Annotated in this window: 18 protein-coding genes and 1 pseudogene; 4 read left to right on the top strand and 15 right to left on the bottom strand. The window is 70.8% G+C overall.

Annotated features, from left to right (window positions below; all coding sequences use genetic code 11):
* From ACTOWY_RS16405 to ACTOWY_RS16415, 3 genes and pseudogenes are all read left to right on the top strand, one after another.
* A pseudogene (locus ACTOWY_RS16405) lies at window positions 1–127 on the top strand (IS630 family transposase); the annotation flags it as partial.
* Between the two features lie 104 nt (window positions 128–231).
* On the top strand, window positions 232–1,008 hold the full coding sequence (locus ACTOWY_RS16410) for an ABC transporter ATP-binding protein (RefSeq protein ID WP_441310481.1): 777 nt from the start codon (window positions 232–234) through the stop codon (window positions 1,006–1,008).
* Window positions 984–2,540, top strand: coding sequence for a hypothetical protein (locus ACTOWY_RS16415; protein ID WP_441310482.1), 1,557 nt, complete (start codon window positions 984–986; stop codon window positions 2,538–2,540). Before ACTOWY_RS16410 ends, ACTOWY_RS16415 begins: the two co-directional genes overlap by 25 nt.
* A gap of 18 nt (window positions 2,541–2,558) precedes the next feature.
* Here the strand turns inward: ACTOWY_RS16415 and ACTOWY_RS16420 are convergent, their stop codons facing one another.
* From ACTOWY_RS16420 to ACTOWY_RS16450, 7 genes are all read right to left on the bottom strand, one after another.
* A complete protein-coding gene (locus ACTOWY_RS16420) occupies window positions 2,559–3,716 on the bottom strand; it encodes an FHA domain-containing serine/threonine-protein kinase (RefSeq protein ID WP_441310483.1) in 1,158 nt (385 codons plus the stop codon).
* A gap of 1 nt (window position 3,717) precedes the next feature.
* Window positions 3,718–4,623 carry a tetratricopeptide repeat protein gene (locus tag ACTOWY_RS16425; protein ID WP_441310484.1) on the bottom strand — a complete coding sequence of 302 codons (906 nt, stop codon included), beginning with the start codon at window positions 4,621–4,623 and terminating at the stop codon, window positions 3,718–3,720.
* A 15-nt stretch (window positions 4,624–4,638) separates the two neighbouring features.
* A complete protein-coding gene (locus ACTOWY_RS16430) occupies window positions 4,639–7,974 on the bottom strand; it encodes a protein kinase domain-containing protein (protein WP_441310485.1) in 3,336 nt (1,111 codons plus the stop codon).
* A gap of 10 nt (window positions 7,975–7,984) precedes the next feature.
* Complete coding sequence (locus ACTOWY_RS16435; RefSeq protein ID WP_441310486.1) at window positions 7,985–8,791, bottom strand: hypothetical protein; 807 nt, start codon at window positions 8,789–8,791, stop codon at window positions 7,985–7,987.
* A 48-nt stretch (window positions 8,792–8,839) separates the two neighbouring features.
* Window positions 8,840–9,763, bottom strand: coding sequence for a TauD/TfdA dioxygenase family protein (locus tag ACTOWY_RS16440; protein WP_441310487.1), 924 nt, complete (start codon window positions 9,761–9,763; stop codon window positions 8,840–8,842).
* Between the two features lie 219 nt (window positions 9,764–9,982).
* Window positions 9,983–10,366 (bottom strand): tautomerase family protein, encoded by a 384-nt coding sequence (locus ACTOWY_RS16445; protein ID WP_441310488.1) that lies wholly within the window; start codon window positions 10,364–10,366, stop codon window positions 9,983–9,985.
* A 2-nt stretch (window positions 10,367–10,368) separates the two neighbouring features.
* Window positions 10,369–10,944 carry a TetR/AcrR family transcriptional regulator gene (locus tag ACTOWY_RS16450; RefSeq protein WP_441310489.1) on the bottom strand — a complete coding sequence of 192 codons (576 nt, stop codon included), beginning with the start codon at window positions 10,942–10,944 and terminating at the stop codon, window positions 10,369–10,371.
* 152 nt (window positions 10,945–11,096) lie between these two features.
* Here ACTOWY_RS16450 and ACTOWY_RS16455 point away from each other — a divergent pair, with 152 nt between their 5' ends.
* Window positions 11,097–13,310, top strand: coding sequence for a discoidin domain-containing protein (locus ACTOWY_RS16455; RefSeq protein WP_441310490.1), 2,214 nt, complete (start codon window positions 11,097–11,099; stop codon window positions 13,308–13,310).
* Window positions 13,311–13,499: 189 nt separating this feature from the next.
* Here the strand turns inward: ACTOWY_RS16455 and ACTOWY_RS16460 are convergent, their stop codons facing one another.
* The 8 genes from ACTOWY_RS16460 to ACTOWY_RS16495 all read right to left on the bottom strand — a co-directional run bounded on the left by ACTOWY_RS16460 (window position 13,500) and on the right by ACTOWY_RS16495 (window position 22,524).
* Window positions 13,500–13,988 carry a glutathione peroxidase gene (locus ACTOWY_RS16460; protein WP_441310491.1) on the bottom strand — a complete coding sequence of 163 codons (489 nt, stop codon included), beginning with the start codon at window positions 13,986–13,988 and terminating at the stop codon, window positions 13,500–13,502.
* A gap of 64 nt (window positions 13,989–14,052) precedes the next feature.
* Entirely contained in the window at window positions 14,053–14,517 is a 465-nt protein-coding gene (locus tag ACTOWY_RS16465) for a hypothetical protein (RefSeq protein ID WP_441310492.1), read from the bottom strand.
* Window positions 14,518–14,650: 133 nt separating this feature from the next.
* Window positions 14,651–15,016, bottom strand: coding sequence for a hypothetical protein (locus ACTOWY_RS16470; RefSeq protein WP_441310493.1), 366 nt, complete (start codon window positions 15,014–15,016; stop codon window positions 14,651–14,653).
* Window positions 14,931–15,353: a nuclear transport factor 2 family protein gene (locus ACTOWY_RS16475; protein ID WP_441310494.1), complete on the bottom strand. Its 423-nt coding sequence runs from the start codon at window positions 15,351–15,353 to the stop codon at window positions 14,931–14,933. Before ACTOWY_RS16475 ends, ACTOWY_RS16470 begins: the two co-directional genes overlap by 86 nt.
* Before the next feature lie 10 nt (window positions 15,354–15,363).
* Entirely contained in the window at window positions 15,364–16,359 is a 996-nt protein-coding gene (locus tag ACTOWY_RS16480; protein WP_441310495.1) for an LLM class flavin-dependent oxidoreductase, read from the bottom strand.
* Window positions 16,356–18,152: an ABC transporter ATP-binding protein gene (locus ACTOWY_RS16485; protein WP_441310496.1), complete on the bottom strand. Its 1,797-nt coding sequence runs from the start codon at window positions 18,150–18,152 to the stop codon at window positions 16,356–16,358. Before ACTOWY_RS16485 ends, ACTOWY_RS16480 begins: the two co-directional genes overlap by 4 nt.
* Window positions 18,149–21,295 (bottom strand): lantibiotic dehydratase, encoded by a 3,147-nt coding sequence (locus ACTOWY_RS16490; protein ID WP_441310497.1) that lies wholly within the window; start codon window positions 21,293–21,295, stop codon window positions 18,149–18,151. Before ACTOWY_RS16490 ends, ACTOWY_RS16485 begins: the two co-directional genes overlap by 4 nt.
* Before the next feature lie 2 nt (window positions 21,296–21,297).
* Complete coding sequence (locus tag ACTOWY_RS16495) at window positions 21,298–22,524, bottom strand: lanthionine synthetase C family protein (RefSeq protein ID WP_441310498.1); 1,227 nt, start codon at window positions 22,522–22,524, stop codon at window positions 21,298–21,300.
* Between the last annotated feature and the right edge of the window lie 121 nt (window positions 22,525–22,645).

Raw genomic sequence — 22,645 nt, forward strand, 5'->3', positions numbered from 1 at the left:
CCGCCTCCGCCAGACCCACGCCTACTTCCGCAGCCGAACCACCGAGCAGCACCTCACCACTGCCGCCCCTTGGACCAGCCCCTGGCTACCCGAAGGTTTCGGACAAGACTTCTGGCCAGGTGCTTAGTTGTCCCCCCACGGGGTCGGCCGCCGAGTTTTTTCACACCACTTCGGCTCGCTGGGCCGCCAGGATTCGTCCGGCGGATCCGCCGTCGGTTACCCATGGCAGTCATGAGGCACGACAACCCACCGGCGCTGGCGTTACGCGGACTGGCCAAGCAGTTCGGCAATTCGGTCGCGGTGGCCGGGATCGACCTGGACGTCGCCACCGGCTCCTTCCACGGCCTGGTCGGCCCCAACGGCGCGGGCAAGACCACCACCCTGTCCATGGCCGTCGGCCTGATCCGGCCGAGCGCGGGCACCGCCACCGTCGGCGGGGTGGACGTCTGGCGGGACCCGGTGGCGGCGAAGCGGCGGATCGGCATGCTGCCGGAGGCCACCCACCTGTTCGACCGGCTCACCGGCCCGGAACTACTGGCCTACAACGGTGTACTGCGCGGTCTGGACCCGGCGGTGGTCAACGCCCGCGCCGCCCAGCTGATCGAGGTGCTCGGCCTCGCCGAGGCCGGACGCAAGCTGGTCATCGACTACTCCACCGGCATGAAGAAGAAGATCGGCCTGGCCAGCGCCCTGCTGCACTCGCCGACCCTGCTCGTGCTCGACGAACCCTTCGAGGCGGTGGACCCGGTCTCGGCCGGGACCATCCGCGACCTGCTGCGCCGCTACCTCGACGGCGGCGGCACGGTCATCTTCTCCACGCACGTGATGGAGGTCGCCGAACAACTCTGCGACCACCTCACCGTGATCGGCGGCGGCCGGGTGCTGGCCGACGGCACCCTGGACCAGATCCGCGGCGGACGGCCGTTGCACGAGGTGTTCGTCAACCTGGTCGGCGGCCCCAGGCGCGGAACGGAGGCGCTGTCGTGGCTTGGCGATTCCTCGCGCTGAGGTGGCGGGTCCTGCGCAACACCTTCGCCGAGGGCGCCGGCGGGCGGGTCGTCCTGCTGGTCCTCGGCGTCATCTTCGGGCTTTACCTTGGCGGGCAAGGACTTGTGCTGCTGGCCAACGCGGGCGGCGGGACCCCCGAGGACGCGCTGCTGCGCACCGCGCTGATCGGCACCGTGGTCACCGTGCTGTGGCTGCTCGGCCCGCTGATCTACGGCACCGACGAGACGCTGCAACCGGCCAGGTTCGCGCTGCTGCCGCTGTCCCGCCGGCAACTGGCCACCGGCTTCCTGACCGCCGCGCTCATCAGCGTGCCCGCGCTGGCCACGCTGGTGGCCACCAGCGGCACGATCATCGCGGCCAGCGGGTACGGGCTGTTCCCGGCACTGGTGGCGGTGCTCGGCGTGCTGCTCGGCCTGGCCGTGTGCCTGCTCGGCGGCCGGACGCTCAGCACCGCCTTCGCCCGCCTGCTCACCGCCCGCCGGGCCCGTGACCTGGCCACGGTGCTGGTGTTCCTGCTCGGCGCAGGCGCCTGGCTGGCCTGGATCACCCTGTCCGACCGCCTGTTCACCGGTTCCTGGACGGGCTGGCTGCCCGGCGCCCGGCTGCTGGCCTGGACTCCGCTGGCCGCCCCGTACTCCGCCTGGCAGGAGGCCGCGAACGGCAATCCCGTTGCGGCACTGGCGAAACTGGACGTCGGACTGGTCACCGTGCTGCTGCTGGCCTGGTGCTGGGGCCGGCTGCTGACCTCGGCGATGACCGCACCCCGCGCCGCGGGCCCGTCCCTGCCCCGGGGCACCCCGGGCGAACTGGTCCCACGCTGGCTGCGCCGGGTGACACCCGCCGGGCCCGGCGGCGCCGTACTCGCCCGGATCCTGCGGATGTGGTTGCGCGACACCAGATTCCGCATCGCCCTGATCAGCACCCTGACCATCCCGGTCGCCCTCGCGGTGGCCTGGCGGTCCGCCCCGACCGAGGTGATCACCGCGATCGCCGGCAGCGCGGCGGGGCTGAACCTGGTCAACACCTTCGGCTACGACGGTCCCGCCTACGCGACGCACCTGCTCGCCGCCGTGCCCGCCCGGCTCGACCTGCGGGCCCGGCTGCTGGCCATCGCCATGATCGCCGTTCCGGTGGTGCTACTGGCCACGGTGGCCCTCGCCCTGTACCGCGGTGACAGCGCGGCCGTGCTGCCCGCCCTGGGCACCGGTGTGGCCGCGTTCGGCGGCTCCGCCGGGCTGTGCGCGATCCTGGCCGCCACCACCCCGTTCGTGCCCCCACCCCCGGACAAGCCCTTCTCCTCCCCACCCGGCGGCCAGACCAGGCCCGCCCTGGCCACCTATGGCGGCCTGGTCGGCGGCCTGGCCCTGGCCGCACCGGTGCTCGCCGTGGCCCTGCTGGCCCCCGCCGGCGCCTGGCTGGCCCTGCCGCTGGGACTGGTGTGGGCCGCGGCCGCGGCGGAGGCCGGGGTGCGCGTGGCGGGCCGCCGCGCGGATCGGCGCGGCCCGGAGATCCTGCTGGCGGTCACCCCATGACGTTGGCGGGTTACCGGTTCAGATCGCCCACAGCGCGGCGGCAAGCTCCTCGGCCTTCGTCACCGCGATCCCCGGTGTGTCTACCAGCGCCGCGTCGAGCACCGCCGCCAGCCCGGCCGGGATCGCGGGGTCCCGGTCCCGGATGGGCACCACCGGATCGGTCAGCACCACCAGCACCGGGTCCTCGCCCGGTGGGAAGGTACGCGGGGAGGCGCCGGTCAGCATCCAGTACAGACTGGCCGCGGCGGCCCACACGTCGACCTCGGGTTTGGCGTACTTGTAGTCGACGATCTGCGGGCGGGGCATGAACGCGACGCTGCCGCCGAGGGCGCCGGTGCGGGTGTGACCGGACAGCCCGGCCCGGTCGAATGCCTTGGCCAGGCCGAAATCGGCGAGTTTGGCGATCGGGTCGTCGGCCGGTCCGGTGAGGAAGATGTTGTGCGGCTTGACATCCCGGTGCACCAGGCCCACCCCAGGGGCGCTGCCGCCGTCGGCGAGACTGACCCACGGGATGGGCGCCTGGTGCGCGTAGGCCAGGGCGTCGAGCACCTGCAGCGTGATCGAGACGGCCTCCGCGACCGGCAGGGTGCCGCGCCGGGCCACCAGTTCGGCCACACTGCCGCCCTCGCAGTAGTCGCTGGCCAGCACGAACGCCGAGCCGCCCGCACCGGCGCCGCGGAACTCCAGCACGTTGGGGTGCCGCAGCGCGCGGGTGTTCTCGATCTCGCGCAGGAAGGCGTTGCGGGCCTTGGGGTCCACCGCGTCCTCGCCCCACAGGGTCTTGATCGCGACCAGGGCGCCGTCGGCCAGGTCCTTGGCCAGGTGCACCACGCCCTGACTGCCCTGGCCGAGGGTGCGCACCAGCTCGTAGCCGCTGAGCCCGACCGAGAACCGCAGCACCGTGGCGCCGACGCTGATCTCATCGCCGTGCAGCAGCCGCGTTTCCCCGGTGACCGGCTCGCCGTTGACCCGGGTTCCGTTGCGGCTGCCCAGATCCCGCAGCCGCGCCTCGGGCGGGTCGATCTCCAGCACGCAGTGTCTGCGGGAGACTCGTTTGTCGCCGGTGCCCAGGCGCAGGTCGCAGTCCAGCGAGCGGCCGATCACGCAGCTGGCGGGTTCGCGGAAAACCTTGTCCCGCACCAGATCGTCCGCGGAGAGGGTGATGGTGGTGCGCATGTCAGCCGCGGTCCCGGACGTCCTCGTACACCCGGTAGGCCAGGCTGGCCTCCTCGGTGCGGCCCAGTTCCTTCAACGCGTGCGCCCGATTGTAGTAGTTCTCCGGCACATCCGGGCCGTCGCTCAGCGCGATCTCGATCGCGGCCAGCGCCTCGGCCGGCCTGGCCAGCCGGATCAGCGCCGCGCCGAGCGCGCCGTGGGCGTGCGCGCGCAGGTGTTCGGTGTGGTCGGCGCCCTGCCCGGCCGCGTCCAGCCGGATGGCCTGTTCGCAGCAGGCCAGCGCAGCCTCGGTCTGATCCAGATCGATCAGCGTGTGCGCCTTACCGACCAGGGCGGCCAGGTAGTGCGGCTGGATCCGCAGCGCGCGGTCGTAACCGCGCACGGCCCGTTCGGGCTGGTTGGACAGCCGACAGAGGTTGGCCTGATCGAACAGGGCCTGCACGTTGTGCGGGTCGAGCCGGGCCACCTGCTCCAGCGCGGCCACCGCATCGCCGTAACGACCCAGCTCCCGCAGCGCCAGCCCGCGCCGGAAATGCGCGTCGAGGTAACCGGCGCGCTGACCCAGCACCCGGTCGAACACGGCCAGCGCCTCGGCGAACCGCCCGCTCTCGGCCAGGGCCACACCCTCGGCGTGCAGTTCGGCCACGGCGGCCTTGGGCCTGCTCCAGATCTCCGGCCGCCGCGTGCCGTCGGCGAGCTTGCCGCCGCAACCGGCGCATCGCGGTCCACGGAACAGTCCGCCCCGCCCGGCCAGGCAGCGATCGCAGTAGTTCTGGTGGCAGTCCAGGCAGATCCGGAAGCTGATCGCGAAGTGCTCGGGGTCGGCGCGGGCCACCGGGTTGCCGCCGGGCGCCTTGGACACCGAGATCATCCGCTGGCAGCCCCAGCCGAAACACACCAGCAGCACAAGCAGTCCCTTCGCTCAGCCCTCCGCGGGAAAGTCATAGTCCCAGTCCAGTTCCCACACCCGCAGCGTTTTCCGCCGACCGGCAGAGATGACGATCCGCCCGTCCGCACTCACCTGCACCGATCCCACCGGTTCGGGCTGCCCCGCCAGCTCCTGCACACAGCGCCCCGCCCCTGGATCCCACACCCGCACAGTGTGATCGGCCGCCACGGAGAACAGGAACCGGCCGTGCGCCAGAAGTCCGGTGATCGCCCCGCGGTGCCCATCCAATGACCGGATCCCCCGCTGTGCGGCCACATCCCACACCCACAGCGACCCGTCCTCGGCCCCGGAGTAGCCGGTATGCCCATCCGCGCTGATCGCCAACGCGGTCAACGGGGCCTCGTGCCCGGCCAGCACACCCAGGTACTCCCCCGTCGGCGGCGCCCACACGAACGCCGTCCGGGTCGGCCCACTCAACAGCCCGACCCGCCCGTCCCCACTCACCGCGACCAGGCTGCTCCGCCCCACCGCACCACCGAGCACCTTGACCAGCCGCCGCCCCGCCACGTCCCAGATCGACAGCATTCCCTTGCCGTCCTGGGCGAACACCCGGCGACCATCCGGACTGAACCGCACCCGCCCGACCCGGTGGGACTGCCGCCCCAGCACCCGCCCCCGCCGCCACCGGCCCAGCCCCCAGACCCGGAGCGTCAGATCCTCTCCCGCCGACACCACCTGCCGCCCATCCGGACTCACCGCCACCGCGAGCACCTCACCCCGATGCCCGCCGAACTCCCGAATCCGTTGCCCGGTAACAAGGTCCCACACCCGGACCTTCCCGTCCGCGCACCCGGTGACCACGAACCGCCCGGCCGGATCCAGCGCGAGCCCCGTCACCGCGTCCCCTTGCCCGGCCAGCCGATGCACCCGCTCCCCACTCACCGGCTCCCACACCTCCACCACGCGCGACACCGCGGACACCACCAGCCCACCATCAGCCCGCAACACACTCCGCTCCCCCACGAACTCCCGCACCAGCCGCGCCCCCAGCAACCCACTCGCCCGGCCCTGTCGCCCCAGCCGCGCCCACCGCGTCAGCAACTCCGGATTCCGTTGGTAACCAGGCACATCCAGCGCTGCCCGCAACTCCGCCGCCGCGTCCGCCCACTGCCCTTCGCCCGTCAGCCGATCCGCCCGCGCCATCGCCGAGGCGACCAGGTCCGCCGCATCGGTCAACGCCACCGCGGGCAACGGCCGCGGATAACTCCACGGTGCCAATGGCCCACCGGGCGGCAGTTCCCAGCGCCGCACCAGCCGTTTCGCACCCCCGGAGAACGCCACCCGCCCGTCCGCGCTTAACACCAGCGCCGAGGTCCACCCCGCGGCGTCCTCCCGGGTCCGCACACACCGCCCACCGACCAGGTCGAACACCCGCAGCCCCACCGAATCCACCACCACCGCCCGCGTCCCGTCCGCACTGACCGCAGCCGTCTCAGCCCACCCGTCCCCCCGGTCCAGCGTGCGCACCCGCTCCCCGGTTCCCGTCCGCCACACCGACACCGCACCGCCCCCGACCACCAGCGCGATCCGCCCGTCCACGCTGAAGGACACCTGCCCGCCGCCCACCCCGAACGACCGCACCAACCGCCCGCTGTCCAGGTCCCACAACCGGATCCGCCGGGTCTGCCGATGCCAGCGCACCACCAGCCCGTCCAGGCTGATCACCACCGCCACCCCGTAGTGATCACCAGGACTGGCCTGCTCCAGCACCTGCACCAGTTCCCCGGCGGCCGACCACAACAGCACCGCCCCATCCACCCCCGCGGTGACCACCCGCCGCCCATCCGGACTCACCGCGATCCCGTTCACCCGCCCGGAATGCGCCGCCCACCGCCAGGATTTCTCCGGCGCCCGGACCACCACCGACCCGTCAACGCCACCCGCCGCCAGCACCCCGCCGTCCGCGCTCAACCCGATCGCCGCGATGCCCCGCACCAGCCCGGCCAACCGATGCCGCAACGCACCGGTGCGCGCGTCCCACACCCGCACCGAACCACCGTCCGTGGCCGACTGCTGATCCCGTTCCCGCCCACCGGAAGCCAGCACCGACCCATCCGCACTCAACGCGACCGCACTGACGTCATCGTCCTGCCCGGCCAGCCCCAGCGGTTCTCCCGACGACGCCAGCTCCCCGGCCCGCCCGGCATCCCCCCGTTCCAGCTGCACCAGCCCCAGCAGGTACTCGTACACCCGATCCGCCCGATGACTGGCCGCCAACTCCGCCAGCAACCCGCTATCAGTCAGCCGCCCCGCCCGCCACCGGTGCAGCCCCCGGTTGTACACCGCGTGCGGATGCCGCGGATCGGCCAGCAAAGCCTTCTCCCACAACGCCTCCGCCCGCTCCGTCAACCCAAGGTCCATCATGGACAGTGCCTGATTGGACAACCCATCGGCCAGCAACGTCGCCGCGCTCGGCGTCACCCGCGGATAGACCCCGACCTCATCCCCATATACCCCAACAAGTTCCTCCGCGATCTCCGCCAGCCGAGTCGGCCGATCCCCGGGCTCCACCCGAAAACACCGCCGTAGCAACCGCACCAAACCCGTTGGCATGACCGGAAACTCCGCGGATCCACCCGCCAGGTAAGCCTCGAACGCCTCCCCCGCCGCCTGCCCGAACCGGGTCGGCGGCCTCCCGGTGAACAGTTCCAGCACGGTCACCGCCCAGGACCACACATCCGTCGCCCCGGTCAGCCGCACCTGCGCACCCGCCGCCGCCCGCGCCTGTTCCGGCGAGCAGTAGGCGGGTGTCAGCCCACCACAACTGACCAGCCCGCTCGCACTGGAAGCAATCTCTCCCGCCGCCACCCGGGCCTTGGCCAGTCCGAAGTCGGTGATCTTGACCGTGCCGTCCAGTCCGAGCAACACGTTGGCGGGCTTGACATCCTGGTGCACCAGACCGGAATCGTGCGCGTGCGCCAACCCCCAGGCCAGCTGGATCGCGATGTCCAGCAACCGCCCCAGTCCGTCCCGGTAGATCGACCGCTCGCGCACCGCGGTGGCCAGATCCCCACCGTCCACCCACTCCGCGAACACCCGGGGCACCCCGCCCAGCCGCCGCACGTACACACAGCCCACGGTGTTCGGATGCGCCCCCAGCCCCACCCAGGACTCCGCCTCCGCCTCGAACCCGCGCACCCCCGACGCCGAGGCCACCAGCTCCCGCCGCGGCGCCTTCACCGCCAGGTCGATCTCCCAGCCGAGGTGCCGCACCCGGTGCACCAGGCCCATGCCGCCGGTGCGGATCACCGCCAGAACCTCATACAGGTCAAGGACAATCTGCCCCGGCCGCCACAGGTCATCCCCCATACCCGGGACGCTACACCGGCACCGCCGCCCGGAACCCGTCCGGATCATCCACACCCAGTTCGACCACTCGCACCAGCCCGCCGCTCCGGCCCAGCCGCGCGGTCGCCGGTTCCCGCAGTCGCAGGGTCAGGGTGGTCACGCCACGCCCGTTCGGCAGCACCAGCACGCCGTTGGTGATCGCCGCCCGCCCCGGCCGCGTTTCCCGTTCGGCCACCACGGTTCCGGGCCAGGGCAGCACCGCCACCACATCATGTCCGGCCCGCAACTCCAGCTGGTCGGGCAGCAGCCGGTGCGGGTGGGTGCGCGGCACCGCCCAGTAACCCACCACGATGACCAGCGAGTACAGCCCGACCAGGTCATGCGCCAGCCGCACCCCTGGCCACGGGATCAGCTGATGCAGCACCACCAGCTCGACCAGGATGACCACCAGCAGCACCGCGAACACCCGGCCCCGCCCCGCGCTGTACCCGCCGATCCCCGGCCGTGGCCACCGGATCAGCGTGCCGACCGCGATCAGACTGGCCAGCTCCCTGGTGACCGCCCAGGCCAGTGGCGCGGGCAGCACCTGGTAGTAGGAACGCCGGAACGCGATCCACCGCGGTTCCCCCGCCCGCCAGCGCCGGATCGCGAGCACCGTGGCGTAGCCCATCGACCCGAGCACCAGCGCGAGGTGCGGAAGCTCCAGCACCACCAGCAGCAGCACCGCGTCCCGCCAGCTGACCAGCCCGGTCAACAGTGCCACGGCCTCCCCGCCGAGCACCACCGCCGGGATGATCACCAATAGCCGTCGCCACCCCGTCGACCAGTTCCCGCTCATGCCGCCATCCTCGAACCCGGCCCCCGGGGCAGGGTCAAGCCGCGGCGCTCAGTACGGCCGGTCCCCCGCGATCGCCACCCGCTCGGCCACCCTGGCATGCGGGTGGTAGTCGTTGACCGCGTAGTGCTGGGTTGCCCGATTGTCCCAGAACGCCACCGAATCCGGCTGCCAGCGGAAGCGGACCTGGTACTCCGGGACGTGCGCCTGGGTGAACAGGTAGCGCAGCAGGCGGTCACTCTCCGCACGGGGCAGGCCAACGATATGGGTGGTGAAGGCCTGATTGACGAACAGGGTGCGGCGGCCGGTTTCCGGATGACGGCGGACCACGGGGTGGGTCACCGACGGGAACTGTTCCTGGTGGCGGACAAGGAGTTCAGGGTCAGTGAAGCGGGCGAACCCTGGCAGGTAGTCGTGCACCGCCCGCAACCCCTCGATCCGTTCCCTGACCTCCTCGGGCAGGTTGTCGTAGGCCGCGGCCATGTCCGCCCACATGGTGTCCCCGCCGATCGGCGGCACGGTGATCAGCCGCAACACCGAACCCAGCGCCGGATTGGGCCGGAAGGTGACGTCGGTGTGCCAGATGTTCTCCAGCCCCGGCATCGCCGCGCTCCGCTCGAACCGGGTCACCTCCGCGGTATCGCCCTGCGGGATGAACGGATTGGTCTCCAGCTCCCCCCAGTGCGCGGCGAAGGCCCGCTGCTGCCCCGGCGTGATCCGCTGCTCCCGGAAGAACAACACCTTCCACTCCAGCAACGCCCGGTTCAACTCCTCGCGCAGCACCGGCGTCAGCGGTTCGGCCAGGTCAACGCCGTGGATCTGGGCGCCGATCACCCGGCCCAGCGGGCGCAGGATGAACAGTTCGTAGGGTCGTTCCTCGATACCCTCGGGCAGGCGGCGGAGTTGCCGCGGGCCTTCGAGGATGCCGTCGTCGGGGGTGCTGGCGGCGCGCAGGATCGGCACATGTGTGGTCATGACAGGAGTCCTTGGGATCGAGCGGCTGCGGACGCGAGGCGACTCGCTACGCGGGCGGCGATCCCAGCCGGCCACGGCGAACCAGCAGCGCGGCGGTCCGGACGCCACACCAGCGGGACCACGCGCAGGGCGCGCCCGCGTTCCGCTCGATTGCCATGCCCTGATGATCCGGCCTGGCCACGGATTGGGCAAGGGCTCCCAGTATCCGGGAGCAGGAGATCAGCTCACGTACTGCGCCACGCCGTTGCCGAAGGACCAGTCCACCGGCTCGTTCTCGATCAGGTTCACCAGTACATTGCGCGGTTCCGTGCCCGCGTACTCCTGGGCCAGCTCGGCGATCCGCCGGTACAGCGCCTGCTTCAACGCCACCGACCGCCCCGACCGCAACGTGATGGCAATGAACACAGTCCCCTCATCCTTGTGAATACCAAGGAAATTGTCGTATCGCAGGGTGCTGCTGACCCCGTCGTGGCTCACCAGCACCTGGAACCGGTCATCCGGTGGGATGCCGATGGTCTCGACCAGGGCGTCCTGCACGGCGTTGCCGAGGGCGTCCAGGCGGGACTGGTCGGCGTGCAGGGCGTCGATGCGAACGAAGGGCATTGTCAGGACTTTCCTTCCGGGTTGGCGGCGGCGCCGAGCAGGGCGAGAATGCCGTCCATGGCGCGGGCGTGCACCTCGGCGGAGCCTTCGGCGCGGGCCAGCACGTAACCGCCCTGCACCACGGCGACCAGGGCGGTGGCGGTGGCGGCCGGGTCCGGGATGGCGAGTTCACCGGTCCGGACGCCCTCGGCGAGCAGCGTGGTCAGGCGGGTGGTGAGCCAGGCGAAGGTCTCCTCCACCGGGCGGCGCAGGGCCGGGTCGGCCATCACCTCGGGGTCCTGGGTGAGGCGGCCGACCGGGCAGCCCTTGAGCACCTCGCGTTCGCGGCGCAGGTAGGCGGTGATGCGGGCGAGCACGGTGCCGCGCGCGGTGAACTCGGCGTTGGCGCGCTCGCGCAGCTCCTCGGCGCTGCGGGTGATCGCGGCCAGCGCCAGCTCGGGTTTGCCGGAGAAATGGTGGTACATGCTGCCCTGGCCCGCGCCGGAACGCTCCTGGATGGCCTTCGGGCTGGTGCCCACATACCCGCGCTCCCACAGCAGTTCGCGCGTGCTCTCGATGAGCTTCTCCCTGGTGTCCACCTGCTGACCATACATACTAGTAGGTACAGACACAAGCTCCGCGAGCACTCCCGGGCAGCCGGGGCACTGGCGTTGACTTGCCGGAAACTTGCGCTTTACGCTCGAAGAGAGCGCTCTCTCACCGTCTGCGTCCCCCGACCCCAGGTGGATCGATGAGCCCTGCGTCAGCTCTCCGGCTGCGCCGAATCGCCGTGCTCGCCGCGGCCCTCGGCCTGACCCCCCTGCTCAGTCCGATCGCCGCCCCGGCCGCCAGCGCGGCCGCCTGCGGCACCCAGAACCTCGCGCTGAACCGCCCGGCGAGTAGCTCCTCCACCGAGAACGGCGGCACCCAACCCGCCGCGGCGGTGGACGGCGATCCCGGCACCCGCTGGTCCAGCGCGTTCAGCGATCCCCAGTGGCTACAGCTCGACCTGGGCGGCCCGAAACAGCTCTGCCGGGTCACCCTGAACTGGGAATCCGCGCACGCCAAGGCATTCCAGGTCCAGGTCTCCGACGACGCGGCCACCTGGCGCAGCGTGCACACCGCCACCGACAGCGCGGGTGGCGCGCAGCAGCTCGACGTGGCCGGGACCGGGCGGTACCTGCGGGTGCACGGCACCCAGGGGGCCACCGGGTACGGCTATTCGCTGTGGGAGGTCGGCGCGTACGCGGTGACCGACGGCAGCGATCCAGTGCTGCCGCCGACCGATCCACGCAACCCGGACTTCGGCCCGAACGTGCTCGTTGTCGACCCGCGTTCCTCCACTGTGGACACCCAGAACCGGTTGAACGCCATCGCCAGGGAGCAGCGGACCAACCAGTTCGGGCCGCAGCGGCACGCGGTGCTGTTCAAGCCGGGCAACTACAACGCCGATGTGGATCTCCGCTTCTACACCCAGGTCGCCGGCCTCGGCCTGCACCCGGATGACGTCAACATCAACGGGCACGTGCGGGTGGAGGCAGACTGGTTGCAGCAGGGCGAGGATCCGAACAACCTGGGCAACGCCACCCAGAACTTCTGGCGGTCCGCGGAGAACATGTCGGTGACCTTGCCGCCCAACACCATTGAGCGCTGGGCGGTGGCGCAGGCCGCGCCGTACCGGCGGATGCACGTACGCGGGCAACTGCACCTGTGGAACGGGCACGACGGCTGGGCCAGCGGCGGCTGGATCTCGGATAGCAAGATCGACGGCGTGGTGGTGTCCGGCTCGCAGCAACAGTTCATGACCCGCAACACCCAACTCGTGGACGGCTGGGCCGGGTCGGTGTGGAACATGGTCTTCGTCGGTTCCACCGGCACGCCGCCGCCGCACTTCCCCAACCCCTCGCACACGGTGCTGCCCACCACCCCGGTGATCCGGGAGAAGCCGTTCCTGCACGTGAACGCCGCGGGCGACTACGGCGTGTTCGTGCCCTCGTTGCGGCACAACGCTTCCGGCACCAGCTGGGCCAGCGGCAGCACCGCAGGGTCCTCGATCTCGTTGAGCCAGTTCTACCTGGTCAAGCCGGGCACCCCGGCGGCCACCATCAACGCCGCGCTCAACCAGGGCAGGCACCTGCTGTTCACCCCTGGCGTGCACCGGATCGACGACACCATCCGGGTCACCCGCCCGGACACCGTGGTGCTCGGCCTTGGCCTGGCCACCGTCATTCCCACCACCGGCAAGGCGGCCATCTCAGTGTCCGATGTGGACGGTGTGAAGCTGGCAGGGCTGCTGGTGGACGCCGGTCCGGTGAACTCGCCGGTGCTGGTCGAACTCGGCGAGCCGGGATCAAGCCGGGACCACGCGGCCAACCCGGTGTCCGTGCACGACCTGTTCCTGCGGGTGGGCGGCGCGGGCCCCGGCAAGGCGACGGTGAGCCTGCGGGTCAACAGCCACGACACGATCATCGACCACGTCTGGGCCTGGCGCGGCGACCACGGCGACGGCGTGGGCTGGACGGTGAACACCGGAGCGAACGGCGTGGTGGTCAACGGCGCCGACGTCACCGCCTACGGCCTGTTCGCCGAGCACTACCAGCAGTACAACGTGCTGTGGAACGGCGAGAACGGCCGCACCTACATGTTCCAGAACGAACTGCCCTACGACCCGCCGGACCAGGCGTCCTGGATGAACGGCGCGACCCAGGGCTGGGCGGCGTACAAGGTGGCCGATTCGGTGAACCGGCACGAGGGCTGGGGCCTGGGCAGCTACTGCTACAACAACGTCAACCCGAGCGTGGTCACCGCGAACTCCTTCGAGGTACCGCGAAAACCGGGCGTGCGCATGCACAACCTGGCCGCGGTCTCCCTGGGCGGGGTGGGCACGATCAGCAACATCATCAACGGCGTCGGCGGCGCCGCCAACACCACCACCCAGGTCCGCTACCTCAACGAATACCCCTAACCCCCCGGCGTGTTGGCCGTTGTCGTACCCAGTCTTGGCCGTTGTCGTACACAGCGTTGGCCGAACTGGTACCACTTGGGCCAACTGGTACACCCACTTCAGCCAACTCGGCGTACCAGTTGGGCCAACTCGCCGTCCACAACGGCCAACACGCCGTACGACAACGGCCAACACGGTGCGGGTGGGTGGTCAGGCGGGGAGGGCGGCTTCGATCGCGCCGATCACCGCGTTGTCCTCGGGGGTGGTGGTCGGGCGGAAGCGGGCCACCACCTTGCCTGCCGGGTCGAGCAGGAACTTCTCGAAGTTCCACTGGATGTCGCCGGCCTCGCCAGTGGCGTCGGCGGTGGTGCTCAGTTCGGCGTAGAGCGGGTGCCGGTCCGGCCCGTTGACGTCGATCTTGGCCATCATCGGGAAGGTGACGCCGTAGCTGGTCGAGCAGAAGGTCTGGATCTCCTCCGCACTACCCGGCTCCTGGCCGCCGAACTGGTTGCACGGGAAGCCGACCACGGCGAAACCGCGTTCGGCGTAGCGCTCGTGGATGGCCTCCAGGCCGAGGTACTGCTTGGTCAGGCCGCACTTGGAGGCGACGTTGACGATCAGCACGGCCTTGCCGCTCAGCTCGCCCAGGGTGGTGGGTTCGCCGGTGAGGGTCTGCAGCGGGATGTCGTACAGGGTCACGCGTGCACGCTAGCCGCCCAGTCCGCCACCACCCGGTTCGGGGGTGGCGGACCGGGTGCGTTGGTCACTTACGGCAGTCGGCCAGCTTCTGCTTGGCCTCGGTGAGCGCCTTGGCGGTCTCGTTGGCCTTGGTGCGGCCTGCCTCCGCCTTCTCCCGAGCCTCCATGGCCTCCACGATCAGCCCGGTGGCCTTGGCCATCAGGTCGGCCGACTTGGCGGCGGCCTCGGCGGAGTCGGCGGCCTGCGCGGCGCCGCCCTTCTTGGCCTTCTCGTGCAGTTCCTTGGCCTTCTCGCTGGCCTTGTCGGCCTCGGCGTTGGCCGTGTCCTTGGTCTTGTTGACCTCGGCGAGCTTGCCCTCGGCGGTCTTGGCCGCGGCGTCGGCCTCGGTGTTGGCCTTCTCCGCGGCGGTGACCGCGGTCTGCTGCTGATCGCAGTTGGCCGGGGCCGCGGGTGCGCCGCCACCGCAACCGGCGGCGAGCAACGCGCCACCCAGGGTGAGGGCGATCAGGGCGAGACGGGTGGAAGACATCATGTTCACTCTGTTTCTGCTTCGGTGCGCGCTGGAACTACTCCCCCAGGGTCAATCGCGCGCCGACCTCCCCTGACCTGCGCACCCTAACCGGGATCAGCGCAGGCCAGGCACCTGATTTTCGAGTTGTGGGTCACTTGCGGCAGTCGGCCAGCTTCAGCTTGGCCTCGTCGACAGCCTTGAGCGGGCCCTCGGTCTTGCGCTTCTCCTGGACGATCTGGAGCCGGACGTCGATGGAGTCCGGGAGCATCTTGACCGACTTGGCCATCAGGTCGGCGGCCTTGGCGGAGGCCTCGGCGGCCTTGACCCGGGACTGGGCCGCGGGTGCGCCGCCACCGGTACAACCGGCGGCGAGCAGGGCGCCGCCCAGGGTGAGGGCGGCGAAGGTGATGTGCGCGGCCGGGTGTGCTCGGTCACTTCGGTAACGGCGCCACGGCGTGCAGCTGGCTGGCGCCGCGAGCGGTGTCCAGGTACTCGCGCACCCGGCGGATAAGTCCATTGTGGACCTCGAAGACCAGGCAGTAGTCGTTGGCGTAGTGACTGCCGTCGGCCAGGGTGGCGGTCATCGTCTCCTCGACGATCACCGTGTCGCCCGCAGTGTGGAAGCCGCGGAAGGTGATCGCGATGTCGCTGGTGAACAGGCGGGGAAAATCCACGGCCAGGAAGTCCGCGATCTGCTCACGGCCGATCATGTGGTGGGTGATGTCCAGGGCGCGGGCGGTGGCATTCCCTGCCGGGGCAAGCCATTCCGCGTCGGGGGTGAAGACGGCGGCGATCCGGTCCCGGTCGCGGGTGCTGAAGGTCTGCCAGGCTTGTCGCACGATCTCGGCGGTCATGCCGCCGAGGTTAGGAGTGTCCGGCGGGGGTTGGCTGGCGAGATTCCGGCGTGATCACCTGGGCCAGGAGGTCGGTCAGGTCGCGCAGGGCGGCGTCGCGGTCCTCGGTCATCCGGACGCCCGCGGTGTTAAGCACCACCTCGTCGACTCCGGCCTCCCGATAGCGTTGCAGCCCGGTGGCGATCTCCCGGGCCGAGCCGGTGAGGACCACGTCCGCGTCGACCAGCGCGCGGGCGCTGAGGCCGGGTTGGGCGGGGTGCACGCGTAGTCCGGCGCGGCGGAGCATGTCGACGTAGTGCGGGGCGGACAGGTGTTCGCGGGCCGCGTTCAGGGCCACCAGGTGCGGATCGCGGCCGTAGCGACGGATCGCGACGTGCACCACCGCGACGATCCTGGGCACGGGGCGACCGGCTTTGGCCGCACCGGCTTCGAGTTCCGGGCGCAGGACGGTGCGGAGGTAGTCCGGTGGGGTCATCCAGGTGATCGCGGCGTCGGCGAGTTCCCCGGCCAGCCGGGCGGCGGCGGGACGGAGGACGCCGAGGCCGAGTTCGACCGGTGGGTGGTCGAGCGGGGGCAGGGCGCCGTGCATGCGGTACTCGCGGCCCTGGTGGTTGACGACCTCGCCCGCGAGCAGGCCGCGCAGGATGGTGAGGTAGTCGGCGATGGCGGTGAGCGGGCTGGGATAGGGCTTGCCGTGCAAGGATTCCACGAGTTCCGGGGTGCCAGCGCCGATGCCCAGCACCGGGCTGTGACCGGTGAGACTGGCCAGCGAACGGGCGTGCAGGGCGGCCTCGTAGGGGTGGCGCAGGGCGGTCAGGGTGACGCTGGTGCCGACCGGCACGGTCAGGCCCGCGCCTGCCAGGTAGGCGAAGCCCTGGTGGGTTTCCAGGCCGAGGGACTGGCCCTGCCACAAGCGGTGCGCGGCGGTGTCGCGGACCAGTTCGGCGAACGGGGTGAGGTCGGCCGGGCTGGCGGGCATCACCGGGATGAAGATCGAGGTTTTCACGTGTGCTCCGGCTGGTATCCGGCGGCTTGCAGGTTGAACAGGTAGGCGTAGTGGCCGCCGAGGCGCATCAGTTCGGCGTGCGTGCCCTGTTCGACCAGTCGGCCGCCCTCGATGACGATGATCTTGTCGGCGATTCGGACGGTGGAGAACCGGTGTGCCACCAGCAGGCTGGTGGAGCGGTCCGCGATGCTGCGGAACCGTTGGAAGATCTCGGTTTCGGCCTCGGCGTCGATGGCGGCGGTGGGCTCGTCCAGCACCACGATCGGCGCGGCCCGCATGAACGCCCTGGCCAGGGCGACCTTCTGCCACTGGCCGCCGGAGAGCTGGCTGCCGTTCTCGAAGTGACGGCCCAGCATGGCGTCGTAGCCGTCCGGGAGACTGTCCACAATGGAGTCAGCGCCACTGGCCTCGGCGGCGCGGCGGACCCGGGCGGTGTCGCCGCGGTGTTCGATCTGGCCGAAGCCGATATTGTCCCGCACCGGCAGTTCGTACTTGATGTAGTCCTGGAAGATCACTCCGAGGTTGCGGCGCAACTCCTCCAGGTCGTATTCCTCGATTGGCACGCCTTCCAGGAGGATCTGGCCGCCGGTGGGTTCGTAGAGCCGGGTGAGCAGTTTGACCAGGGTGGTCTTGCCCGCGCCGTTCTGCCCGACCAGGGCCACGCAGTTCCCGGCGGGCAGGGTGAAGCTGACCCGGTCCAGGACCTGGTCCTCGGTGCCCGGGTAGGTGAAGCTGACCTCGCGGAATTCGATGCCCTGCCGCAGTTTCGCCGGGAATTTCCGGTTGCCGCCGCGGATCTGCCGCTCGGGCAGGTCGAACAGCTCGAACAGGTTGCTCACGAACAGCTTGTTCTCGAACAGGTTGGCCACGCCGACCAGCAGGCTGTGCCCGGAGGCCTGCACGATGCCGATCGCCTGCAGGTACCCGGCCAGCTCGCCCAGCCGACCGGTGTCCATTGTGGACAGCATCGCGAAGACAAGGGCACCGGCCGAGATCAGCACGCTGAGCAGACCGAACACGCCGAGCGAGACCGACTGGCGGCGGGTCAGATCGCGGTCCACCTTGAGGAAGCGGCGCACCTGGTCCCGGTAGGCGCCGATGAGGTGCTCGCCGAGCTGGAAGAGCCGGACCTCCTTGAACGAGTGGTCCGTGGTGGTCAGGTACTGGAGATAGAACAGCCTGCGGCGATCGGCGGCCCGGCCGTACTCGATCTCGTACATCTTCTTGCCGTACCACATCTGCGCGATCGCCGAGGGGATCGGCGAGAGCAGGATCAGCACCGCGACCCAGAAGTTCCAGGAGAACAGCACCGCGGACACGGACAGGATGGTGATCAGTTCGCGGGCGAAGCCGAGGGTGTCGGTGAACAGCTGGTGGATGCGTGATCCGCTGCTCTCCTGGAAGGCCCGCTGCAACTTGTCGTAGGAGTCGGCGCTCTCGTAGTCCTGCAGGTCCATCCTGGTGCCCTTGCGCATCACCTCCTCGCCCACCGCGGTGGACAGGTGCAGCCGCAGCACCGAGTCCAGATAGCCGTGCCACACCCCGAGCAGATGCGCGAACACGGACACGGCCAGGATCAGCAGACCCACCGCGAGCACCGCCGAACCGTGATCGCCCACGCCGCCCGCGGTGATCGCGTCGGCCACGGTCTGCACGGCACTGGCGGTGAGTTGCAGCTGCACCGCGGGCACCAGCGACACCGCGACGGTGACCAGGATCAGCGCCAGCACCCGCAGTGGGCTGAGGTCCCACAGCATCCTGGCGATCCGCAGCCAGTGGTTCTTGGTGGTCATGCCCGTGCCTCCGGTGCGGGTCGGCCGCCGATGGCGCGCAAAGCCTGCCGCCACACGGCGTAGAGGTGCGATTCCCGGCGCAGGTCGATCGGCAGCAGCCGGTTGATCTGCATGTGCGCCAGGCTGCCCAGCACGCTGGACTCGGCGCCCCACAGCACTCCCTCAGCCGCGGCCACCCGCACCGCGTGCGCGGCGGCTGCGACCGATTCCTGTTGCGGGGCCAGGATTTCGCTGATCAGCTGGTGGTGGTCGCGGCCCAGTTCGTGCGGGCGGTAGTCCCAGGGCACGAGCAGTTCGGTGAGGTAGGCGCGCTGCTGCTGGAACTCGGTGCGCGCGGCCTCGGCGTCCGCGCCGCCGCTGTCAGGCAGCAACTCCATCCGCTCGCGCGGGGTCAGTCCCCATTGCCGGTACAGGGTGTCCACCGCGGCGATGGCGGCGAACTCCGGCCGGATGCCGCTCTTGTCGTTGTGCAGCAAGGTGACCAGGTCGGCGGTGACCTCGCTGTTGGCGGCGAAGAGCGGTTCCACGGTGTCGAAGACGGGCGGGCCGCCGTAGCGTTCGATCTCCGGGGTGTAGCCCGCGATGGCGGTGTCGAAGGCCAGGTCCTCCTCGGCCAGCTGTCCACTCCAGACAGTCAGGTACCACAGGAGTTGCGGCGCCACTTCGGGATCGGCCGCGCGGAAACGCAGTCGCAGGTGCGGGCGCGGGTCCAGGTAGCGGATGTAGAACCAGCGGTCGATGAGCCCCTGTTCGCGCAGCATCGCGACCAGGTCGCGCAGCCGGGTGGCGATGACCTCGTCCTGCTGGGTGATGCCCGCGTACAGCTTGAGGAAGGTCCACTGTCCGCCGGGCAGGTGCTGCCGGATGATGTCGGGTGCGGTGCCGGTCGGCGCCGTGAGGGTGACCTCGCTGCGCGCGGTGTCCGCGCTGTTCTTCGCGATCAACGGGACGACGATCTCCTCCAGGTAGGCCGCGCCGTCGGCATCGCGCAGCCACTGCTGGTCGAAGGCGGGCAGCATTTCGTGCAGGGTCACCGGTTCCGGGCCGCGGTTGCACTCGGTGGCCAGCTCGTCCAGGCACATCGGGTGCTCCAGGTCGAGCAGCAGCCGGTTGTCCGCCTCCACCAGGTACACGTGCCGCGGCACGTTCCAGCGTTCCCGCCAGGCCCGTACGTCGGCGGGGAAGTCCTTGCCCGGCAAGGAGGTCAGGGTCCACTGGGCGGGGCGCAGCACGACCTTGCCGCGGGTGACCCTGGGCAGGAACGGCATGGATTCCAGTGGGCCCCAGCGGAATCCGCAGGGCATGGCGTAGCCGTCGTTGGAGACCTCCAGCACGAACCGGGCCACGTTCGGCGCCACGTGCGGGCTGAGCATGTGGTTCTGGGAGACCACCACCTGCTTGCCCAACCGCTTGGACCACAGGAAGAAGCGGTCCTCGTTCGCGCCGACGCACAGGTCGGCCAGGTCGATCACCCGCTCCGGCGGCACCGAGGGCGTGGTGTTCACCGGCACCTCGTACCCGCGCAGCAGCGGACGCAGCGCCACGTTGGCCGCGCGGCCGTGGTTGGGCAGGTAGCACAGTTCGGCGTAGACGACCTCGGGGCTGAGTTCCTCCTCGCGCCGGGCGTAGCCGCGCAGCCGGTCCACCGCGTCCTCGCCGAGCAGGTCGAAGAACCGCCCGGAGGTCCGGCCGCCGAAGGCCAGGCCCTCCTGTCGCAGCACCGCGCGCCACGCACCGCTGTCTACCGACCGGTCGGTAGAGATCTGCGCGAAGACGTCCAGGGCCGGGTACAGCGCGAGCGGCGGGGCCTCCTCCGGTGGGGCGAAGCGGTTGAGCCACTCGTCGGTCAGCTCGATCTCCTGCTCGCCCGCGCACCAGGCCTGCACGGCGAACTCGGTGAGCACCCGGTCGAAGTCCTGCTGCCAGGGTTCTTGCACGTTGTGCGGCAACGGATAGCCGCGCGGCGGTTCGGTGTAGGTGGGCGGCGCGTCCAGGCCGTGTTCGGGGCTGAGCAGTTCCAGCACCGGCACCAGTGCGAGCAGCCCATACCGCTCGGTGAAGGCGTCCCGGTACTGGGCCAGGTGGTGGTTGTGCCCTGGCAGCGCGGCGGACAGGCGCATCAGGCAGTCCACCGCCTCGGCCACCGCCTCGCCGACCGCACTGGACAGTCGGGTGCGCGGCAGGTCCAGGGTGGCGTCGAGCTGGTAGGTCGGGCCGGTGTGCTCGGGCGTCAGGGCACGCTGGGCGGCGGTCAGCTCGGCCAGTGCGGCCGGGTCGGGTTCGGTGGCGGCACGGTGGGCCAGGTTGATCACCTCGCGCAGGGACTCGGTGATCTCACCGGCGGCCTCGATCCCGGCGAGTTGTTTGGCCAGCTGGGCTTCGGGCTGGGCCACGGTCAGCGGTGGGCGCAGGTCGCTGGTGAGGAAGTTGAGCGTGCGCAGTTCCTCGACCAGGCCACTCACCCTGGCGGGGTCGACGCCGGGGAATTCCTCGGCCAGTCCGGCGAGCAGCTGGGCCAGTGGGATCGGGGTGGCGGCCAGCCTGGTCACCGCCAGCGCCGCGGTGGTGGCCCGGACCCGCACCGCGCGATTGTCGTTGTGGCCGTAGATGTCGGCGTAGGGCAGCACCAGGCGGTCGCCGCTGCGGTGCACGCTGGAGTTGAGCACCACCCGCAGGTGCGGACGCAGCTGCTCGTCGGTCTCCAGCTGTTTGATCAGGGTGAGCAGCCAGGCCATGTCGGCGCGGATCCGGTTGTCCCGCAACGCCGATTCGCCCAGGCACGCAGTGGTCTCTGGCCCGAACTCGCCGACGGCGACGCCGGAGAACGCGCCGAACGGGGTGGGCCGGGTGGTCATCCGGATCAGGTAGCGCAGCAGCCGGGAGTGCAGCCGCCGGGTGCGTTTGTCCGTGCTGGCCGAGCTTTCCGCCCGGTCCAGCGCGTCCACCAGGTCGCCGCTGGCCACGGTGAGCGCGCGGCGCACCGCGGGCTGGGCGGCGAAGGCATACAACCGTTGCCTTACCTCGGCGCGTGCCTGGTCCGGGTCCTCGGTGGTGGTGGCGAGCAGGTCCTGGTAGACCCCGGCGGGCAGCGCGGGGGCGCGCAGCAGGTAGAAGTCGGCGGGTTCGTAGCGTGGCCCGGCCATGGTCAGCGCACCAGGAAGGCGGTCAGCCAGGACGGCCGGACTGGGCTGACCGCGGCGAGCAGGGTCAGCGCCACCCCGGTCGACCCGGTGAGCAGCGCGGGGCTGTCCACGAACACGCCCGGCTCCTCCTCATCGCGGAAGACCAGCGGGTTGGCCGGATCGGCGTGCCCGAGCAGTTCGGTCAGCAGCCGGGGCGTGTGCTCGCGGGCCAGGGCGCTGCCCGCGGTGGCGAATTCGAGGCAGATGGCCAGCAATCCGGCCACGCCGTGGCAGAAGGTCGGCGAGAGCACCGGTTCGGCCGCACTGCGCCGCAGCACACCCTCGAACGCCGCCATCGCGGCGGTGCGCAGTGCGGCATCGCCCAGCGCGTCGGCCACCGCGAGCAGGGACACGGCCACGCCCGCGGTGCCGTAGCACCAGGCGATCTGGTCGTGCGGGTGGTTCGGCCGGACCTCCTCGCCGGTGGCGGCCACCGGGATCTCGGTGGCCCACACCGGTCCGTGCGGATCGGCGCGGCGCACCGCCAGCAGCCAGTCGGTCATCCGCCGGATGGCCTGCTCCTGACCGGGCCGCCGGAGTCCGCGCTGCCAGGCCACGGCCAGCGCGGCGACCGCGCCGGGGATGCCGTGCGCCATGCCGAGATTGAGGTAGCCGCCGGGGAACTCGCGCGGATCGCGGCCCAGCGGGGCGCACAGTTCGGGGGCGATCAGCCAGCGCCGGGTCAGGGTGAGATCGCGGGGTGGGGCGCTGAGCCAGATCAGGTAGTCGAGGAGCTTGTCCGCGGCGGTGTGCAGGGCCTGGTCCGGTTCGGCGATCGAGCACAGGTAGGCCAGCGTGCCTGCCGCGCCGCTGATCATGTCGTAGTCGGAGTCGCTGACCGCGCGCTCGACCATGGGCAGGTCCAGGTCGGCGATCTGGGCGGCGAACTGGTCGTGCAGCCTGCCCAGGCTCGGTGCGAACCGGGGCTCGGCCTCGGCGCAGCCGGCCACGCACAGCGCGAGGCCGCCGGTGCCGGAGAACACCCCCGGCGCGAGCAGCGGCTGGGCCTGGGTGCCCGCCACCGCCTCCCGGATGAAGGCGAAACCCGCACTGAGTGAGCGGGCGCTCTCTACCGCATTGGGGGCGGCCGCCGAAGCGTGCACATGGAGTAATGCGATTCCGGCGTGGCCATACCCGAAGCTGGGGAAGTACCATTCCATCGGATGCTTGGTCTGCTCGGTGAATCGCATTACATGATCAATGACGGTGGCGGAATCCGCTGTTCTCCGCGCGACCTCGCAGGCGACTTCCCGGGCTTTGGCGGCAAGCGCGCCCGGAACAACTCCATGCCAGGCGGCGACGGATTCATCG

Origin of the sequence: Crossiella sp. CA198 (genome assembly GCF_052078295.1) — a bacterium.
Taxonomy (GTDB): domain Bacteria; phylum Actinomycetota; class Actinomycetes; order Mycobacteriales; family Pseudonocardiaceae; genus Crossiella.

Coding starts and splice junctions, on each gene's coding strand:
- ACTOWY_RS16410 (WP_441310481.1), top strand. CDS start 232: ATGAGGCACGACAACCCACCGGCGCTGGCGTTACGCGGACTGGCCAAG.
- ACTOWY_RS16420 (WP_441310483.1), bottom strand. CDS start 3,716: ATGCGCACCACCATCACCCTCTCCGCGGACGATCTGGTGCGGGACAAG.
- ACTOWY_RS16430 (WP_441310485.1), bottom strand. CDS start 7,974: ATGGGGGATGACCTGTGGCGGCCGGGGCAGATTGTCCTTGACCTGTAT.
- ACTOWY_RS16435 (WP_441310486.1), bottom strand. CDS start 8,791: ATGAGCGGGAACTGGTCGACGGGGTGGCGACGGCTATTGGTGATCATC.
- ACTOWY_RS16440 (WP_441310487.1), bottom strand. CDS start 9,763: ATGACCACACATGTGCCGATCCTGCGCGCCGCCAGCACCCCCGACGAC.
- ACTOWY_RS16445 (WP_441310488.1), bottom strand. CDS start 10,366: ATGCCCTTCGTTCGCATCGACGCCCTGCACGCCGACCAGTCCCGCCTG.
- ACTOWY_RS16455 (WP_441310490.1), top strand. CDS start 11,097: ATGAGCCCTGCGTCAGCTCTCCGGCTGCGCCGAATCGCCGTGCTCGCC.
- ACTOWY_RS16465 (WP_441310492.1), bottom strand. CDS start 14,517: ATGTCTTCCACCCGTCTCGCCCTGATCGCCCTCACCCTGGGTGGCGCG.
- ACTOWY_RS16470 (WP_441310493.1), bottom strand. CDS start 15,016: ATGGACTTATCCGCCGGGTGCGCGAGTACCTGGACACCGCTCGCGGCG.
- ACTOWY_RS16475 (WP_441310494.1), bottom strand. CDS start 15,353: ATGACCGCCGAGATCGTGCGACAAGCCTGGCAGACCTTCAGCACCCGC.
- ACTOWY_RS16485 (WP_441310496.1), bottom strand. CDS start 18,152: ATGACCACCAAGAACCACTGGCTGCGGATCGCCAGGATGCTGTGGGAC.
- ACTOWY_RS16490 (WP_441310497.1), bottom strand. CDS start 21,295: ATGGCCGGGCCACGCTACGAACCCGCCGACTTCTACCTGCTGCGCGCC.
- ACTOWY_RS16495 (WP_441310498.1), bottom strand. CDS start 22,524: ATGCGATTCACCGAGCAGACCAAGCATCCGATGGAATGGTACTTCCCC.